Origin of the sequence: Corynebacterium ureicelerivorans (assembly GCF_000747315.1) — a bacterium.
Classification (GTDB): domain Bacteria; phylum Actinomycetota; class Actinomycetes; order Mycobacteriales; family Mycobacteriaceae; genus Corynebacterium; species Corynebacterium mucifaciens.
Genome location: NZ_CP009215.1, coordinates 1289164 through 1303990, shown reverse-complemented (window position 1 = coordinate 1303990; position 14827 = coordinate 1289164). Strand labels below are relative to the sequence as shown.

Sequence of the window (14827 nt, the reverse complement as noted above, 5' to 3'; positions counted from 1 at the left end):
ATAAAAAACGGCGCTGCTGAAAGGACGACCACGCGTGCAGACCCATGAAATCCGAGAGCGGTTCACCAACCACTTCGTCGAGGCTGGGCACACCCCGGTGCCGAGCGCCTCGCTGATTCTGGACGACCCGACTCTGCTGTTCGTCAACGCGGGCATGGTGCCGTTCAAGCCGTACTTCCTGGGCGACCAGACCCCGGACTTTGCAAACGGCACCGCCACCTCGATTCAAAAGTGCGTGCGCACCCTTGATATTGAGGAAGTGGGCATCACCACCCGCCACAACACCTTCTTTCAAATGGCCGGCAACTTTTCATTCGGCCAATACTTCAAAGAGGGCGCGATCACGCACGCGTGGAACCTGCTCACGGGCTCCGTGGACGACGGCGGGCTTGGGTTGGACCCGGAGCGTCTCTGGGTCACCGTGTACCTGGATGACGACGAAGCCGCAGGTATTTGGCGCGACAAGGTGGGCGTGCCGGAAGAGCGCATTCAGCGCATGGGCATGGAGGACAACTTCTGGTCCATGGGTATCCCGGGACCGTGCGGGCCGTGCTCAGAGATCTACTACGACCGCGGGCCCGAATACGGCAAAGACGGCGGCCCGATCGCCGACGACAACCGCTACATGGAGATTTGGAACCTCGTGTTCATGGAATCCGTCCGTGGCGAGGGCGATAAAAAGGGCAACTTCGAGATCGTCGGGGAACTGCCGCAGAAGAACATCGATACCGGCATGGGCATTGAGCGCGTGGCGTGCCTGCTGCAGGGCGTGGACAATGTCTACGAAACTGACCTGCTGCGACCGGTCATTGACGCGGCTGTAGACCTCACCGGTTCCAAGTACGACGCGGGCAACAAGGACGATGACGTGCGCTTCCGCGTTATCGCCGACCACGCCCGTACCGGAATGATGATCATTCTCGACGGCGTCACCCCGTCGAACGAGGGGCGCGGCTACATCCTCCGTCGGCTGCTGCGCCGCATCATCCGCTCCGCACGCCTGCTCGGTGCGACCGGCCCCGTGATGGAGACGTTCATGAACACCATCATGGACACCATGACCCCGTCGTTCCCGGAGATCGCGGACAATCGCGAGCGCATCCTCCGCGTCGCTATTGCAGAGGAAAAGGCGTTCTCCAAGACGCTTGAGGCGGGCACGACGCGTTTCGACGAGGCGGCCTCTGCCGTCGCCGCCTCTGGCGCCAAAGTTCTCCCGGGCGCCCAGGCATTCGAGCTGCACGACACCTACGGTTTCCCGATTGACCTGACGGTGGAAATGGCGCGCGAGGCCGGGCTGGATGTGGATATGGCGGCTTTCGATGCCGCGATGCAGGAGCAGCGTGAGCGGGCGAAGGCCGACAACAAGGCGAAAAAGCACCGCAACGTAGACGAGTCGCTCTACCGCGAATGGGTGGATGCGAACCCGACCGAGTTCGTCGGGTACGACCAGCTCGTCCACGACGCCACGGTGATTGGTCTGGTGCGAGGCGGCGAGAAGGTCGGTGAGGTCTCCCAGGGCGACGAGGTTGAGGTGATCCTCGACGTGACCCCGATGTACGCCGAATCCGGCGGCCAGATGGCGGACCGTGGCCGCCTAGTCATGGGCGACACCATCCTCAACGTCAACGACGTCCAGCGCGTGGGTAAGAAGCTCTGGCTGCACAAGGCCACGGTGCAAAACGGTGGGCTGGACCTGGGCTCCACTGTCACCGCAGAGGTGGACGGCGCTTGGCGCCACGGCGCGCGCCAAGCGCACTCGGCAACCCACCTGATTCACGCCGCTATCCGGCAAGTGCTGGGCCCGACGGCGGTCCAGGCTGGCTCGTTGAACAAGCCGGGCTACTTGCGCTTCGACTTCAACTACACCGAGCAGCTCACTGAGGCGCAGCTGCAGGAGATCGCCACCATCACCAACCAGGCCGTGGACGCCGACCTGGAAGTCAACACGATCGAGACATCGCTCGAGCGCGCAAAGGAAATGGGAGCGATGGCACTGTTCGGTGAAAGCTACGGCGACAAGGTGCGTGTGGTGGAAATCGGCGGGCCGTTTTCGATCGAGTTGTGCGGCGGTACCCACGTCGCGCACTCGTCCCAGATCGGCCCGGTCGCAGTGCTGGGCGAGTCCTCGGTGGGATCCGGCGCCCGCCGTATCGAGGCCTACTCCGGCATGGATTCCTTCAGGTTCCTGTCCAAGGAGGCCGCGCTCGCATCGGGCCTGGCTGCCGAGCTGAAGGCACCGACCGACCAGCTCCCGGACCGCATCGCGCAGCTCGCCGAGCGTCTGCGGGCCGCGGAGAAGGAAATCGAGAATCTGCACAGGCAGCAACTCCTCGCGTCCACCGCAAACCTGGCCAACGAGGCTCAGACGGTCGGCGCGCACCGTGTCGTCGCAAAGCAGCTGCCAAACGGCATCACCACCGGCGACCTGCGCACGATTGCGAACGACCTGCGGGGCAAGCTGCAGGCGGAGGACGCGGTAATCGTGCTGATGTCCGAAGTCGACGGCAAAGTCTCTCTCGCCGCTGCGGCGACGCAGCAGGCGGTCGCGTCAGGCGTTAAGGCCGGTGACTTGGTGAAACTCGTTGGCCAGTACATCGACGGCAAGGGCGGCGGCAAGCCCGATCTCGCCCAGGGCACCGGCTCCCGCGCCGGCGGCATCGACGACGCCCTGCGCGCGGTGCGGGAGTCGCTGGCCGGGTAGGCCTTCGTGCATGGCGTGACACGCCGAGGCTGCGACCGGATGGGCCCACAGGGAACAGTTAGGTTTAACCGAGGTCAGTCAAGGAAGGCCGCGGTACGTCGCGCGTCCGAAGCGGAAAGGAAACACGGATGAAGGTGCAGCCAGATATCCCGGGTCGCGATGACCCGGGCGCCGGTCGCCGTCTCGGCATCGACGTGGGCACCGTCCGCATCGGCGTGGCGTCCTCCGACAAGGACGCGACGCTGGCCACGCCGGTTGAGACGGTGCGTCGTGTCACCGGGTTCAAAGACCGCGATGGCGAAGACATTGAGCGCCTTCTCGAGCTCATTGCTGAGTACGAGGCGGTCGAGGTCGTTGTCGGGTTGCCGGCGAACCTCAATGGCGACGGGTCGCGCAGTGTCAAGCACGCGAAAGAAATTGCCTTCCGCATTCGGCGTCGATGTGACGTGCCGGTGAAAATGGCCGACGAGCGGTTGACCACCGTCGCTGCTACCCAGTCCTTACGCGCCTCTGGCGTTCGCGAGAAAGATGCGCGCTCCGTCATCGACCAAGCGGCGGCGGTGGAGATTCTGCAATCCTGGCTTGACGGCCGCAAGAACTACCTCAAGGAGAACTAATCTTGTCCACACGCCAAGCCGCCATGCGGCGTACTCGAAACACCGCGGTGTTGGTCGCGTCGCTCCTGTTGATTATCGGGCTCGTCGCGTGGATCGCTATCACCCGCGGGAGTTCAGCGTCCGATTTCGAAGGCGCCGGAAACGGCGAGGAGCAGGTTGTGCAGATTCAGGACGGCGCGAGCCTGTCCGAGCTCGGCCCGGAACTCGCGGACCGCGGCATCGTCGCGTCCGACAACGCCTTCCAAACCGCTGCCGCAAACAACCCAAACGCGGACAACATTCAGCCGGGCTTCTACCGGCTCCAGGGGGAAATGAGCGCTGAGTCCGCTGTAAACGCGCTGTTGGATCCGCAGCAGCGTGTCACGCCGCTTCAGGTCTATGGCGGCGCGACGCTGATGGACATCAACATCCTGGGTGGTCAAACGCGCTTGGGCATCCTCTCCATGATCCAGCAGTCTGCGTGCGGCGAGAAGCCGGCGGCGGATTGCGTGAACCTGGAAGACCTTAACAAGGCCGCCGCTGACGCCGACCCGGCTGCACTCGGTGTGCCGGAATGGGCGCGCGAGGCTGTGGGCGGGCGCGCGGGCGACGCGAAGCGTCTGGAGGGACTCATCGCCCCTGGTGAGTACATCATCGACCCGCACGCCAGCGCTGAGGAGATTCTCACCGACCTGATCACCCGGTCTGCCAAGCAGTACGACTCCACCGACATTGTCGGCCGCGCCAAGAACGTGGGTCTGACCCCCTACGAGCTGCTCACCGCTGCGTCGCTGGTTGAACGTGAAGCCCCCGCCGGCGAGTTCGACAAGGTTGCGCGCGTGATTCTCAACCGGTTGGACGAGCCCATGCGATTGGAGTTCGACTCCACGGTGAATTACGGGTTGCCGTCGGTGGAAGTTGCCACCACAAATGAGGACCGCGCCCGCGTGACGCCGTGGAACACCTACGCCATGGACGGGTTGCCGCAGACGCCGATTGCGTCACCGTCTATCGAGGCCATCGAAGCGATGGAGAATCCCGCAGACGGCAACTGGCTCTTCTTCGTCACCGTGGACAAGGACGGTACGACCATCTTCAACGACACCTTCGAGCAGCACCTCAACGACACCCAGCGTGCGGTTGATTCGGGCGTGCTGGATTCCCAGCGGTAGCGATGGAGATGATTCATCGCGCCGCGGTGCTCGGAGCGCCCATTGAGCACTCGCTATCTCCGGTGCTGCATAATGCCGGCTACGCCGCAGCAGGGCTTGCCGACTGGGAGTACACCCGCATGTTGTGCGAAGCAGATCAGTTGCCGCGGGTCGTGGGGGAGGCGGGCGACGCGTTCTGCGGGTTCTCTGTAACCATGCCGTGCAAGTTCGCCGCGCTCGAGGTCGCCGACGAAGTGACAGAACGCGCACGAGAGATCGGCTCGGCCAACACGCTGACGCGCGTTGGCGGCGGATGGCGCGCCGACAACACCGACTGCGAGGGCGTCATAGTCGCTCTGCGTGAATTGCTCGGGGAAAGGGGCCCGCAACGAGCGGTGCTGGTGGGAGCCGGTGGCACGGCACGCGCGGTGATGTGGGCGCTTCGCGAAATCGGATGTGAGCAGGTGACCATCGTCAACCGCTCGGACCGGTCCGGCGAGTACGCCGAGCTCTCGGACGGCATGGACGTCCGGTTCCGCTCTCTCGAAGCCGATCTCGCAGGAGTTTGCATGGATGCGGATGTTCTAGTCTCCACAGTCCCCGCCGACGCGCTGATTTCCTACGCCTCGACGCTCGGGCACGCGCCCGTGTTCGATGTGATCTATAACCCGTGGCCGACGCCGCTCGCCACCCGAGCGGCATCGAACGGCTACCCGGTGGTGGGCGGCTTGTCGATGCTCGCGGGACAGTCCTACGCCCAATTTGAGCAATTCACCGGCGCGGAGGCACCCCGGGACGCAATGCGGAACGCGCTCTTGCGCCACTGGGAGCAGACCCACTAGCGTCTCCGCCATGGGGACAGGGGGATTGTTCATTACTGTTGGCGTGGCCGCGTGTGCGGCATGGTCCGTCGCGCTCGCCGCGAACGATATACGGGTGCGGCGTCTGCCTGACCCCCTCACAGTGCCGCCCGCGCTGGTTGCTGTGGTCGCGTGTGGCTGGCATCCGGCGTGGTGCTGGGGTCTCATCTGGCCGGTGCTGTACCTGGTATCTGGCGACGGGATTGGCGGGGGAGACGTGAAGCTGGCAATCTCGCTCGGCGTCGCCTGCGCAGCTGCCGGCGGGCTGGTAAGCACAATCGCCGCCATGGGCGTAGCCGGCGCCATAACAGCGGTTGCCGCCTTGCGCACTGGCCGCCGGTCGCTTGCTCATGGGCCGTCGATGCTGTGCGCGGCGTGGATGGTGGTTGTGTGCTGGGGCATGTATTCGGGGGTTTGAGGGACCGGGCGGGGATGGCTTATGCAAGAATATCGCCATGCTTCGTTGGACAACGGCCGGTGAATCGCACGGCCAAGCCCTCATCGCAATGGTGGAAAACGCCCCGGCAGGTCTTCCGGTGCGGAAGGAAGAGATTGCACACCAGCTAGCGCGGCGCCGCCTTGGTTATGGCCGCGGCGCCCGCATGAAGTTTGAAGCAGACGAACTGACGCTGCTCGCCGGTGTCGTACACGGCACGTCGATAGGCAGCCCTATTGCCATCCAGATCGGCAACACAGAATGGCCAAAATGGACCACGATTATGTCCGCCGAGCCCGTGGACATGGATGACCCAGAGGTGGCGAAGGCCATGTCCTCTGGGCGCGGAGCTACCCTGACGCGGCCGCGGCCGGGCCATGCCGATTTCGCTGGCATGCTCAAGTACGGCTTCGATTCCGCCCGCCCGGTGCTCGAGCGCTCGTCTGCACGCGAGACTGCAGCGCGCGTGGCCGCCGCGACTGTGGCCCGCAGCTTCCTCCGGGAGACCCTCGGGGTGGAAGTGTTTTCCCACGTGGTGTCCATCGGTGAGTCGGCTCCGTATTCGGGCCCGCTCCCGAGCTTCACCGACATTGAAGCCATCGACGCATCGCCGGTCCGTGCCTACGACAAGGAAGCGGAAGCGGACATGGTCGCTTGCATCGAGGCGGCGAAGAAGGACGGCGACACGCTGGGCGGCGTCGTGGAGGTGATCGTCGACGGCCTGCCGATTGGCCTTGGTTCGCATGTCTCGGGCGAGCGTCGTCTCGATGCGCGTCTCGCGGGTGCGCTGATGGGCATCCAATCCGTCAAGGGCGTCGAGGTTGGTGACGGATTTGCGGAGGCACGCCGCCGTGGTTCCCAGGCGCACGACGAGATAGTACGGGGTGAGAGCGGCATCTCTCGGTCCACCAACCGGGCTGGCGGCCTCGAGGGCGGCATGACCAACGGCGAGCAACTGCGTGTCCGGGCCGCCATGAAGCCCATTTCCACCGTGCCCCGGGCGCTCAAAACGGTGGATATGGCCACAGGCCAACCTGCAACGGGGATTCACCAGCGCTCGGATGTGTGCGCGGTTCCAGCTGGCGGAGTTGTTGCTGAAGCGATGGTCGCACTCGTACTCGCGCAGGCAGTTTCGGAAAAGTTTGGCGGCGACACGGTGGAGGAAGTGCGCCGCAATGTTGAGGCGTACCGTGCGTACGTCGCTGACCGGCTCGCATTCGCACAGGAGGAGGAGCAGGAATGACCACCCCGACCGGGGGATCGCCCGCAGACATCGTGAACGATGTGGTGGATGACAGCGCTTTCGACAACGCAACCCCCTTCAATGAGCACGACGCACCCAGTGCAACGGAGTTGGTCGCAGCGGCGCCGGCAATGGTGAACTCGGCTCCCCGCGTCGTACTCGTCGGCCTGCCGGGATCGGGTAAATCCACCATCGGGCGCAGGGTTGCAAGCGCCCTCAACCTCCCCATCGTTGATTCCGATGTGCTAATCGAGCAAGGGGAGGGCAAAGCGTGTGGCGAGGTGTACGCCGAGCTTGGCGAGGACGCGTTTCGCGAGCTCGAAATCGGCTACGTCGCCCGCGCGTTGGCCACCGGGGGAGTAGTCAGCCTCGGCGGCGGCTCCGTTGTCACTGAGGAGGTGCGCGCGCTGTTGCAACGCCACACCGTGGTGTGGATTGACGTCAGTGCGGAGGAGGGCATTCGGCGCACCGCCGACGACAACACCCGCCCGGTGCTCGATGGGGAGGACCGGGAGCAGCGGTACCGCGAGCTCGTCGTCGAACGGGAGCCGTACTACCGTGAGGTCGCGACGTTCCGCGTGCGTACGGACGAGCGGCCGCTGCAGCGCGTGGTGGCGGAGATCCTCGGGTTCATCGAGGCGGATTAACGAAGAAGGGCGTGCCACATGGCTGTCGTAGAAGTCACGGGTGCGAACCCGTACTCGATCCACATCGAGCGCGATAACTTAGCTGATGTCGCGCAGCGCGTCGCCGAGGTCGGAGCACGACGTGCGTTGATCGTGCACCAGGCGCCGTTGCAACCTGTTGCACAGCAACTGTCGGCGCTCGTCATGGCGGAGGGTGCCGAGCCTGTCGCAGTCTGCGTTCCGGACGCGGAGGCGGGTAAAGACTTGGACGTGTTGGCGGGCCTGTGGGACACGCTCGGAGGGAAAGCCTTCTCGCGCCAGGATGTCGTCGTAGGCCTGGGTGGCGGTGCCGCCACGGACCTCGCGGGATTCGCCGCCGCAACCTGGATGCGGGGCATCAAGGTCGTGCAGGTGCCAACCACGCTGCTGGCCATGGTGGATGCGGCGGTCGGTGGGAAAACCGGCATCAACACCGCTTCCGGCAAGAACCTCGTCGGCGCATTCCACGAGCCGGATAGCGTGTTCATCGACTTGGGCCGCATTGATACTCTGCCGCACGCCGAGGTGGTTTCGGGCTCGGCGGAACTGATCAAGACCGGTTTTATCGCTGACCCGCGAATCCTCGAGCTTTACCAGCAAGGCCCCCGAGAGCACTGGCCTGAACTGGTGGAGCGCTCCGTCGCAGTCAAAGCGAACGTGGTGGGCCAGGACCTGAAGGAATCGGGTCTGCGAGAGATTCTCAACTACGGCCACACACTCGGTCACGCGATTGAACGACGGGAGAATTACACCTGGCGCCACGGCAACGCAGTCGCGGTGGGCATGATGTTTGTCGCGCACCTCGCGCAGCGCCGGGGACTTATCGACGAAGCGTTGGTTGCCCTCCATGAGCAGATCCTCACGGGCGCCGGGCTGCCCACCCGCTACGAGGCGGGCGCGTTTGATGAGCTCTACGACGCGATGTTGCTGGATAAGAAGAACCGGGACGGGCGCATCCGTTTCGTTGTCCTTGACGGTCTCGGGTCGTGCACCCGGCTGGAAGACGCGACGGTGGAAGAGATGCGCGAGGCCTACGAGGCGATTTCGGAGTAGCGATGAACATCCTTGTGCTTAATGGTCCCAATCTGAACAGGTTGGGAAAACGTCAGCCGGAGATCTATGGGTCGGTGACGCTTGCTGACGTCGAGAAGCAGCTGCTCGAGCGCGGCGCCGAGCTCGGCGTGGACGTGGAATGCCGCCAGTCCAACCACGAAGGCGAGCTGATCGGCTGGGTCCACGAGGCAGCGGACAACGGGTGGGCCGTGATCATCAACCCCGGCGGATTTACCCATACCTCCGTCGCGCTGCGCGACGCGCTGGTAGAACTGGAAGATCACCACGGCTTTATCGAGGTGCACATTTCCAACGTGCATGCACGCGAGCCGTTCAGGGCGCACTCCTACCTGTCGCCGATCGCCAAAGGCGTGATCGCGGGGCTGGGGGTGGACGGCTACCGGCTCGCGCTCGACTACTACGCAAGGAGGCTCTGATGGCACTGGCAGACACCCGATTTGAGGATCGCCGCCGCAAACTGTCCACGAAGCTGGCGGAGCGCCGCATCGACGACATGCTGGTCACGCACCTGACCCATGTGCGGTATCTTTCCGGCTTTTCGGGTTCGAACGGCGCGATGCTGGTGTCGAAGGACCGCACCGCCGCCATTGCCACCGACGGGCGGTACACCACGCAGATCGCCGAGGAAGTGCCGGACATCCAAGCTGCGATCGAGCGCAACGTCGCCGTAGCCATGCTGTCCAAGGCTGCGGACGGCCACCGCGTCGGCTTCGAGGCCGATTACGTCTCTGTTTCGTTGCTGGAGAAGTTGCGTGAGGCGTGCCCAGACGGCGTGACCCTCGTACCGGTTAGCGGTGTCATTGAAGATATCCGCCTGACGAAGGACAACGTGGAGCTCACCCGACTGACGGAAGCCGCCGAGCTTTCTGTCCGGGCGCTGGACGAGCTTTTGGGCGCGGGAGAGCTGCGGGCTGGTCGCACCGAACGCGAGGTCGCCGCGGACCTGGAGTATCGCATGCGGGTGCTGGGCGCAGAGCGCGTCAGCTTCGACACGATTGTCGCGTCGGGGCCGAACTCCGCCAAGCCGCATCACGGTGCAGGCGACCGCGTCATCGCTGAGGGCGACTTGGTCACCATCGATTTCGGCATGCACCGCCTCGGATTCAACTCGGACATGACGCGCACGTTTGCAATCGGCGAGATCGGATCGCTCGAACATAAGATTTACGAGGTCACTCTTGCCGCGCAGCTCGCCGGCGTCAAAGCCGCGGTGCCCGGTGCGAAATTGGCGGACGTGGACAAAGCCTGCCGCGACGTGATCGAAGACGCTGGGTATGGGGAGTACTTCGTGCACTCTACGGGTCACGGCGTGGGCCTGGACGTCCACGAGGCCCCCAGCGCCGCGAAGACAGGCGAGGGCACGCTGGCGGAGGGCATGACCCTGACCATCGAGCCGGGGATCTACATTCCCGGTAAGGCCGGCGTGAGAATCGAAGACACGCTTATCATCACTGCTGCTGCTCCGAAGGTCATCACGGACTACACCAAGGATTTGACCGTGCTGTAACATTGCTGTGTTTGCACACGCCCCGACACTCCCAGGAGGAAGGTACCCATATGGCAACTACAGCCGATTTCAAGAACGGCCTGGTGCTGAAGAACGAAGGCAAGCTGCAGCAGATCATTGAGTTCCAGCACGTCAAGCCGGGAAAGGGCCCGGCGTTCGTGCGCACCAAACTGAAGGACGTCGTCTCCGGCAAGACTGTGGACAAAACCTTCAACGCCGGCGTCAAGGTGGAAACCGCAACGGTTGATCGCCGCGACATGACGTACCTCTACAACGACGGCACCAACTACGTTGTCATGGACGACAAGACGTACGAGCAGTACGAGCTTCCGGCCGACAAGTTCGGTGAGTCTGCTCGCTTCCTGCTGGAGAACATGCGCGTGCAGGTGTCGTTCCACGAGGGCGAGGCGCTGTTTGCGGAGCTGCCGATCTCGGTCGACCTGAAGATTGAGCACACCGAACCGGGCCTCCAGGGCGATCGCTCCACCGGCGGTACCAAGCCGGCGACGCTGGAAACTGGTGCCGAAATCCAGGTTCCGCTGTTCTTGGAGACGGGCAACGTGGTCAAGGTGGACACCCGCACCGGCGACTACCTGTCCCGCGTGAACAACTAATGCCCGATTACAAACGTCACGGCGCGCGGTACCGCGCGCGTCGCCGGGCAGTGGACATCCTCTTCGAGGCAGAAACCAGGGACCTTGACCCGGTAGCGGTGGTAGAAGACCGAGTGCAGCTTGCGAAGAACCCCGCGAATGCCGTTGCACCGGTCGCGGAGTACACCCGCACCATCGTCTCTGGCGCCGCGGAGAAGCTGGACGATCTCGATGACGCGATCGAACGCTATCTCTCTGCGGACTGGGAGTTGTTCCGCCTGCCAGCGGTAGACCGCCAGATCCTTCGCGTTGCGGCGTGGGAGATTCTGTTCAACGACGAGGTCGACGCGCCCGTCTCCATCAAGGAAGGCGTGGAGATGGCGGCGGAATACTCCGGCGCAGATGCTGCCCCGTACATCAACGTTGTGTTGGACGGTATCGCCCAGCGCTCCGCCACCAACGCGCCGTTCGCGGGGGAAGAGGCGGAGGATGCCTACCCCGTGGAGGAGGACTCTGACGCCGAAACGGCAAAGGCCAGCACAACGCCAGAGCGCGGGTCTGGGGAGGCACAGCCGGACGTGGCACAGACGCCGGGTGAGCAACTTGAGAACGGAAACGTGGAAGCAGAAGGCGCCGAAGAGGCGCGGCAAATCGCAGCGTCCACGGAGGATGTGGAGCCGGGTGCGGACGACACCCGCAGCTAGCGCAATCTAGTGATGCACAAGAGAGGTTGAGCGACTTCCGGAAGGGAGGCGGTGCTCAGCCTCTTTTCCAATTCGTAGCCGCCAAGGCAGGGGCTGAGCGAGAAAGGAACCGACATGTCAAAACTGACTGTCGAGGAGGCGGAGCAGTTCAAGGTCGGCCCCAACTTCCAGTTGGCAGATGTCGATCCGGCGGCAACACCGGGCGTTTCGGACGTCGAGGACGCGTTCCACGAATACGATGAGGAGCTTTCGCAGCTGCAAGAGAGGCTCTACGCCAACGGCCGAGCAGGCAACGACAACGCAGGGTCAGTGCTGCTCGTATTGCAGGGTATGGACACCGCAGGCAAAGGCGGCATCGTCCGCCACGTCGTTGGGGCCACCATGGACCTTCAAGGCGTGCATGTGCACGCGTTCGGTCCGCCGACGGAGGAGGAAGCGGCGCACGACTTTCTCTGGCGCCTCACCCCCCATCTTCCCGAGCCTGGGCAGATTGCCGTCTTTGACCGTTCCCACTACGAGGACGTGCTCGTGCAGCGGGTCAAACAGATGGCTCCGCCGGAGGAGATCGAGCGTCGCTACGGCGCGATCGTCGACTTCGAAAATCAGCTTGCAGCGCGGGGCACAAAGATTATCAAGGTCATGCCCCACATCTCCCGCGAGTTTCAAGCCGAAAACCTGAAGGAGCGTATCGAGCGCGCGGACAAGCATTGGAAGTACAACCCGTCCGACATCGATGACCGGAAGCTGTGGAGCCAGTTCATGGCCGCCTACCAAATCGCCCTGACGCGCACATCGACAGAAGCCGCTCCGTGGTACTGCATCCCGTCCGACAATAAGACGTACTGCCGCACGGTAGTGAAAACGTTGCTGTATGACGCGCTCCAGTCGCTCGGCCTCAACTGGCCGGAAGCCAACTTTGACCCGGAAGTTGAACTCGAGCGCCTCGCAAACTCCTAGTTCGTCGTGCCGCTTTCTGCGCCCGTGTCCGGGTTGGGAGTGAGGCCGGCGGATTCCGCCTGCTGCTGGATCTCGCTGACGAGCGCGCGCATCGCGTCCTGCGTTTCTAAGACACCATCCACCGCGGCCTGCAGGGCATGCTCGAGCTGGACCTCAGACAGGCCGGCCCCAACTTGAATCTCAGCCTCAGTGCGTACGACGAGGTTCTCAGTCCGATTGACTACTATGGCACGGGCGTCCAGGTACGAACTGTTGACCTGATTAGCGGCTAGGTACAGCGTCGCGTCAGCCGTGTCCGACGGGGTGTCAGTCACCGAGTCCGCACGGACGATGAGGACAGAGTCCAGCAGGACGAACAGCAGGTTGTAGCCGTTGACATTCGCGTGGCCTGCGCGCCCCGAGGGATCGTCGGTGACTTCCACACCGCGGCCGGCCATGGCGGCGATAACGCGGTCGATGGTCACGAGCGTGACGTTACTCATTGCTGCGGTTCCTCCCAGGTAACAACGGACGGGAATGTGGCGGCTAGGAAGTCGAAGGCTTGCAGGGTTGCGTCAATGGAGCTGACGATAAACGCACCGAGCTGATTAAAGGACGCGCCCTCCGCCACACGCAGCGAGCGGATTGCGCTGACCGCTAGCTGGTCCTCGCCGCGCTCGAAGAAGCGCAGAGTTGGGGCGAAGTGCGTCTGGTTGTGCTCGTTGCAAGCGTAGAGCACTTTCGGTGCGAGGTCGCGGGGGAACTCGCCCCGCCATAAAGCCTCGAAGACGAGGTGGTCGCCGTCGACGGCAACGACGATCGCGGCGTTGACAAACCCCGACCGCACCGCGCTGTCCTCGATGCGGTACTCGAGGTTTTCCTCTTCAAAGATTGCGGCAACGGCTTGCGGGGTGACTGGCTCGGTCGCGTTGCGTTCCGGGTGCTCTCCCCGCGGGGCGGAGGCTTCGGTCTGGTCTGTACTCACGCCTGCGAGACTAGCAGTTGCTCTTTCCCGAGCTCGTGGCGCAGCGCCGCCTCCAAAGTGGGGTAGCGGAACTGCCAGCCGCGCTCCGTCGCCGCGGCGGGCACAACCCGTTGGTCAGCCAGCGCCAACTCGCGGGCGCCCTCATCGCCGAGGAGTAGCTTCGGGCCGAACGTCGGGATGGCCAGCACGTCAGGCCGACGCAGCAGCTCAGCGAGCTGCTCGGACATCTGCGCGTTTGTCACCGGCTCCGGCGCGGTCGCGTTCACCGGGCCGGAGACCGTGTCGTCGAGCAGCGCGCGGGTGTAGAGGTCGGTCAGATCGTCGAGCGCGACCCAGCTCATCCAGAAGTCGCCGGCTCCGAACTGTGCGGTCAGCCCGGCGTTGACGCTCGCTTTGAGCACGGGCAGCAGCCCACCCGCGCCGGACAGGGCGAGGCCGGTGCGGATATTGACGGTCCTGATGCCTTCCGCCTGCGCCGCGTCTTCCCACGCCGCGCAGACGTCGGCCAGAAACCCTGCGCCGGGACCGTCTGTTTCGGTGTGCGGGAAGCCACCCGCATCAGTGCCGTAGTAACCGACGGCAGACGCACCGACAAAGACGCCCACACCGGAATCCGCAGAAAGCTGGGCAAGTTTCCTTGTCGGCTCAATGCGGGAGTCGCGGATCTTGCGCTTCTTGTCCTCGGTGAATCGCCCCATAATGCTCTCGCCTGCGAGGTGGATCACCCCATCCACGCCAGCGAGCAGATCAGGTGCGGGGTTGTCCATGTCCCAGTGGCGCTCGCCCGGACCCGCCTCGCCGCGTACCAGCGGGATCACGGAGTGGCCGGCCGTCGTCAACTGCGCGCGCAGGTGCGTACCCACCAGTCCGCTCGAGCCAGTCATGGCTACCGTCTTCGGCTCTGCGTCGGGCAGCGACGCGATGAACTTCAGATCCTCCAGGAGTTGACGCTGGCGGTACGCCCATGCGGGTCGGAGCACCGTTTCTGGGATGGTCGCGGACACGTCGTCGATAAGCAATGTGCCCTGGCCAGCGTCTTCGAAGCGGTGCTCGTGCCGCCATTGCGTCGCAGTGCGTAGTGGCTGGTTGGCGGCGATGTCGGTGAATTTGTGGCCTGCGGTGTAGCCGTCAGCGAGGTGGTGGGCTTTCCACTGCATGCCGGCGGGGAGGCTGAACACGGTTGTGCCGTTGCGTATCGACGCCGCTTCGCTTTGCACCCGCATGGGCAGAAAACCGGGAGTTAGCCGCGTGACAGCACCTGGCCGGGTGTGCCAGCGCCAGACGTCCTCGCGGGGGAAGGGGAGGGTGTACTCGGCGTGAATGCCCATGGGTTCATCCTTCGCGGTCAATCGGGGAGGGTGCTACTGTAAGTGCCG

At 64.1% G+C, this 14827-nt stretch carries 15 protein-coding genes and 1 pseudogene; 13 read left to right on the top strand and 3 right to left on the bottom strand.

Annotated features, from left to right (window positions below):
* Positions 1-34: 34 nt before the first annotated feature.
* The 13 genes and pseudogenes from alaS to CUREI_RS06435 all read left to right on the top strand — a co-directional run bounded on the left by alaS (position 35) and on the right by CUREI_RS06435 (position 12487).
* Positions 35-2701 carry an alanine--tRNA ligase gene (gene alaS / locus CUREI_RS06495; RefSeq protein ID WP_038611810.1) on the top strand — a complete coding sequence of 889 codons (2667 nt, stop codon included), beginning with the start codon at positions 35-37 and terminating at the stop codon, positions 2699-2701.
* A gap of 128 nt (positions 2702-2829) precedes the next feature.
* On the top strand, positions 2830-3318 hold the full coding sequence (ruvX, locus tag CUREI_RS06490; protein WP_038611806.1) for a Holliday junction resolvase RuvX: 489 nt from the start codon (positions 2830-2832) through the stop codon (positions 3316-3318).
* 2 nt (positions 3319-3320) lie between these two features.
* Entirely contained in the window at positions 3321-4469 is a 1149-nt protein-coding gene (locus CUREI_RS06485) for an endolytic transglycosylase MltG (protein WP_236627165.1), read from the top strand.
* Between the two features lie 2 nt (positions 4470-4471).
* A complete protein-coding gene (locus CUREI_RS06480) occupies positions 4472-5290 on the top strand; it encodes a shikimate dehydrogenase (protein ID WP_038611803.1) in 819 nt (272 codons plus the stop codon).
* Between the two features lie 10 nt (positions 5291-5300).
* Positions 5301-5726 carry a prepilin peptidase gene (locus tag CUREI_RS06475; protein WP_051952248.1) on the top strand — a complete coding sequence of 142 codons (426 nt, stop codon included), beginning with the start codon at positions 5301-5303 and terminating at the stop codon, positions 5724-5726.
* Positions 5727-5763: 37 nt separating this feature from the next.
* Positions 5764-6987: a chorismate synthase gene (aroC, locus tag CUREI_RS06470; protein WP_038611800.1), complete on the top strand. Its 1224-nt coding sequence runs from the start codon at positions 5764-5766 to the stop codon at positions 6985-6987.
* Positions 6988-7118: 131 nt separating this feature from the next.
* Positions 7119-7634, top strand: a complete 516-nt coding sequence (locus tag CUREI_RS06465; protein ID WP_038614121.1) for a shikimate kinase — start codon at positions 7119-7121, stop codon at positions 7632-7634.
* A gap of 18 nt (positions 7635-7652) precedes the next feature.
* The gene (gene aroB / locus CUREI_RS06460) at positions 7653-8705 is read left to right on the top strand and encodes a 3-dehydroquinate synthase (RefSeq protein WP_038611797.1); all 1053 of its coding nucleotides are present in this window, start codon (positions 7653-7655) and stop codon (positions 8703-8705) included.
* 2 nt (positions 8706-8707) lie between these two features.
* On the top strand, positions 8708-9142 hold the full coding sequence (gene aroQ / locus CUREI_RS06455) for a type II 3-dehydroquinate dehydratase (protein WP_038611794.1): 435 nt from the start codon (positions 8708-8710) through the stop codon (positions 9140-9142).
* Positions 9142-10233 (top strand): aminopeptidase P family protein, encoded by a 1092-nt coding sequence (locus CUREI_RS06450; protein WP_038611791.1) that lies wholly within the window; start codon positions 9142-9144, stop codon positions 10231-10233. Before aroQ ends, CUREI_RS06450 begins: the two co-directional genes overlap by 1 nt.
* A 50-nt stretch (positions 10234-10283) precedes the next feature.
* The gene (efp, locus tag CUREI_RS06445) at positions 10284-10847 is read left to right on the top strand and encodes an elongation factor P (RefSeq protein WP_038611789.1); all 564 of its coding nucleotides are present in this window, start codon (positions 10284-10286) and stop codon (positions 10845-10847) included.
* Positions 10847-11353, top strand: a pseudogene (gene nusB / locus CUREI_RS06440) (transcription antitermination factor NusB); the annotation flags it as partial. The gene efp and the pseudogene nusB, both read left to right, overlap by 1 nt.
* Before the next feature lie 291 nt (positions 11354-11644).
* A complete protein-coding gene (locus CUREI_RS06435; RefSeq protein WP_038611786.1) occupies positions 11645-12487 on the top strand; it encodes a PPK2 family polyphosphate kinase in 843 nt (280 codons plus the stop codon).
* On the opposite strand, the gene CUREI_RS06430 is transcribed toward CUREI_RS06435, so the two are convergent.
* Genes CUREI_RS06430 through CUREI_RS06420 form a run of 3 tightly spaced genes read right to left on the bottom strand, consistent with a single transcriptional unit; the run spans position 12484 to position 14779 of the window.
* On the bottom strand, positions 12484-12969 hold the full coding sequence (locus CUREI_RS06430) for a YbjN domain-containing protein (protein WP_038611783.1): 486 nt from the start codon (positions 12967-12969) through the stop codon (positions 12484-12486). The two genes, CUREI_RS06435 and CUREI_RS06430, sit on opposite strands and share 4 nt — an antisense overlap.
* Positions 12966-13451 (bottom strand): YbjN domain-containing protein, encoded by a 486-nt coding sequence (locus tag CUREI_RS06425; RefSeq protein ID WP_084768216.1) that lies wholly within the window; start codon positions 13449-13451, stop codon positions 12966-12968. The genes CUREI_RS06430 and CUREI_RS06425 overlap by 4 nt, the downstream gene beginning before the upstream one ends.
* Complete coding sequence (locus CUREI_RS06420; RefSeq protein ID WP_038611780.1) at positions 13448-14779, bottom strand: TIGR01777 family oxidoreductase; 1332 nt, start codon at positions 14777-14779, stop codon at positions 13448-13450. The genes CUREI_RS06425 and CUREI_RS06420 overlap by 4 nt, the downstream gene beginning before the upstream one ends.
* Between the last annotated feature and the right edge of the window lie 48 nt (positions 14780-14827).

Excerpts from the sequence above, each read along its gene's own strand:
- aroB (WP_038611797.1), top strand. The coding sequence starts at position 7,653 with ATGGCTGTCGTAGAAGTCACGGGTGCGAACCCGTACTCGATCCACATC.
- CUREI_RS06465 (WP_038614121.1), top strand. The coding sequence starts at position 7,119 with ATGGTGAACTCGGCTCCCCGCGTCGTACTCGTCGGCCTGCCGGGATCG.
- aroQ (WP_038611794.1), top strand. The coding sequence starts at position 8,708 with ATGAACATCCTTGTGCTTAATGGTCCCAATCTGAACAGGTTGGGAAAA.
- CUREI_RS06475 (WP_051952248.1), top strand. The coding sequence starts at position 5,301 with ATGGGGACAGGGGGATTGTTCATTACTGTTGGCGTGGCCGCGTGTGCG.
- CUREI_RS06430 (WP_038611783.1), bottom strand. The coding sequence starts at position 12,969 with ATGAGTAACGTCACGCTCGTGACCATCGACCGCGTTATCGCCGCCATG.
- CUREI_RS06420 (WP_038611780.1), bottom strand. The coding sequence starts at position 14,779 with ATGGGCATTCACGCCGAGTACACCCTCCCCTTCCCCCGCGAGGACGTC.
- CUREI_RS06480 (WP_038611803.1), top strand. The coding sequence starts at position 4,472 with ATGGAGATGATTCATCGCGCCGCGGTGCTCGGAGCGCCCATTGAGCAC.
- efp (WP_038611789.1), top strand. The coding sequence starts at position 10,284 with ATGGCAACTACAGCCGATTTCAAGAACGGCCTGGTGCTGAAGAACGAA.
- aroC (WP_038611800.1), top strand. The coding sequence starts at position 5,764 with ATGCTTCGTTGGACAACGGCCGGTGAATCGCACGGCCAAGCCCTCATC.
- CUREI_RS06450 (WP_038611791.1), top strand. The coding sequence starts at position 9,142 with ATGGCACTGGCAGACACCCGATTTGAGGATCGCCGCCGCAAACTGTCC.
- CUREI_RS06435 (WP_038611786.1), top strand. The coding sequence starts at position 11,645 with ATGTCAAAACTGACTGTCGAGGAGGCGGAGCAGTTCAAGGTCGGCCCC.
- ruvX (WP_038611806.1), top strand. The coding sequence starts at position 2,830 with ATGAAGGTGCAGCCAGATATCCCGGGTCGCGATGACCCGGGCGCCGGT.